At 59.5% G+C, this 1,578-nt stretch carries 3 pseudogenes; all 3 read right to left on the reverse strand.

Annotated elements, in window-relative coordinates:
• Positions 1-121: 121 nt before the first annotated feature.
• Positions 122-393, reverse strand: a pseudogene (locus tag CVM73_RS38630) (IS5/IS1182 family transposase); the annotation flags it as partial.
• A gap of 263 nt (positions 394-656) precedes the next feature.
• Positions 657-1,375 (reverse strand): annotated as a pseudogene (locus CVM73_RS38635) (IS110 family RNA-guided transposase); the annotation flags it as partial.
• Positions 1,376-1,578, reverse strand: a pseudogene (locus CVM73_RS41405) (IS5/IS1182 family transposase); the annotation flags it as partial. It lies immediately after the preceding pseudogene.

Below are 1,578 nucleotides of genomic sequence, written 5' to 3' on the forward strand. Positions count from 1 at the left end.
TTCCATAGAGATGTCCAAACCGACGTACTGCTTCATGAGTTGCTTCCTTTCGATGATCCCCCGAGGCAGATCCTACCGGATCTTGAGCCTTCGAGAAGCGGTCAGCCGCGATTACGCCATGTTAAGAACTCGATTTCAGCGGTGAGCGGTCGCTCGTGGCTGCGATGAGGGTGGTCAGGATCAGGCGCCAAAAAGCTCTCAGCCAGGCGAGGGCGCGGCGGAAGTTGTGGCCGGCGGCCGAGAGGATGACGTTGGCCGCATCGCCCGCTCGATCGCGCAGCCGGTGAGTGTCTCGGTGCGGTCGATGACGTCCCGCAAGGTGTGACCGTCATATGGGTTATCGGGTAGCGCCCTGGCGTGCAGCACGAACAGGCCACCGACCACGCCCGCGTTGCAAGAGGAATCGACAAACGGATGTAGCGGTCTGCGCCAATCTATCCGGCTTCGATTTGAGGCTCTCGCCTCGAGCCATTATGGATATCCGCCCACTTCTGTCCTCAATAACTCGCCGGCCTCAAGAAGGGCCATGGCGTCGAACCAGGCTTCAGAAGTGTCGGTGCAACCGTTGCTCCATCGTCCTTTCCGTCTCGCAAACCTCGGCGGGATATTGTGCCTTTCCGGTTGGACCGTAGATCTTCTTCCTTCCCGGCCGTGTCTTACGCGGCGTGGCCCATGAAGTTGGCGTCGTAATCACGGCCCTTTGTGAGCATGCTCCAGGCTAGGCGCGCGAGTTTTGCGGCCAGGGCGACAACCAGTACATTCGAGTGGAGCCGCTTCATGTTGCTTCCAACCAGGCTCCGAAGCCATGCCTGGGCCAACTCTGACGCCTTAGAAGTACGGCTCTGGCCCCTTGAATGAACAGCGTTCGGAGGTACCGATTGCCACGCATCGATATGCGGCCGAGAATGGTTCGATCGCCGGTCGAGGTTTGTTTTGGTGCGAGGCCAAGCCATGCTGCAAAGTCGCGGCCCTTATGGAAGGCATCATCAGTTTCGATCGCGGCGATCATCGCGCTTGAGATGATTGGTCCGACACCCGGCGCACTCATCAGGCGGCGACAGTGTGCGTCTTGATCAGCGAGTTCGTCGATTTCCTTCGTGATCGATGCGACCCGCCGCTCGAGAAAGCGCCAGTCTTCGGCAAGGTCCTGAATGAGCTGAACCACTCGAGGCGACAAGTTATCCGAGAGCATCGAGAGAATCTGTGGAAGTGCCAATCGGAGTGCTGCCGCTCCCTGCCGAACTGGCAGCCCTCGCTCAAGCAAAAAACCTCGGATTTGATTGATGACCGCGGTTCTCTGTGTCACCAATCGACTGCGAACTCTGTGCAGCGCCTGCAAGTCGAGTTGCTCGGCCGATTTCAACGGGATGAAGCGACACTCCACCTCCGGGGCGTGGAAGGAATAAAGCTTCCAGCCATGCTGACGCTGCTGTTGGGAGCGGATCTGCGAAGCCCGGCTGAGCGGGAGGACGAAGGCGTTCTCGAGCACAGCTCGACCTTCGATCTTGCGGCCGATATCGCGGATGATCCGGCCCAGTCGGCTGCGCAGGATGCGCAACTGCCGCTGATGCCGCCTGA

This window comes from Bradyrhizobium forestalis (assembly GCF_002795245.1).
GTDB classification, from domain to species: domain Bacteria; phylum Pseudomonadota; class Alphaproteobacteria; order Rhizobiales; family Xanthobacteraceae; genus Bradyrhizobium; species Bradyrhizobium forestalis.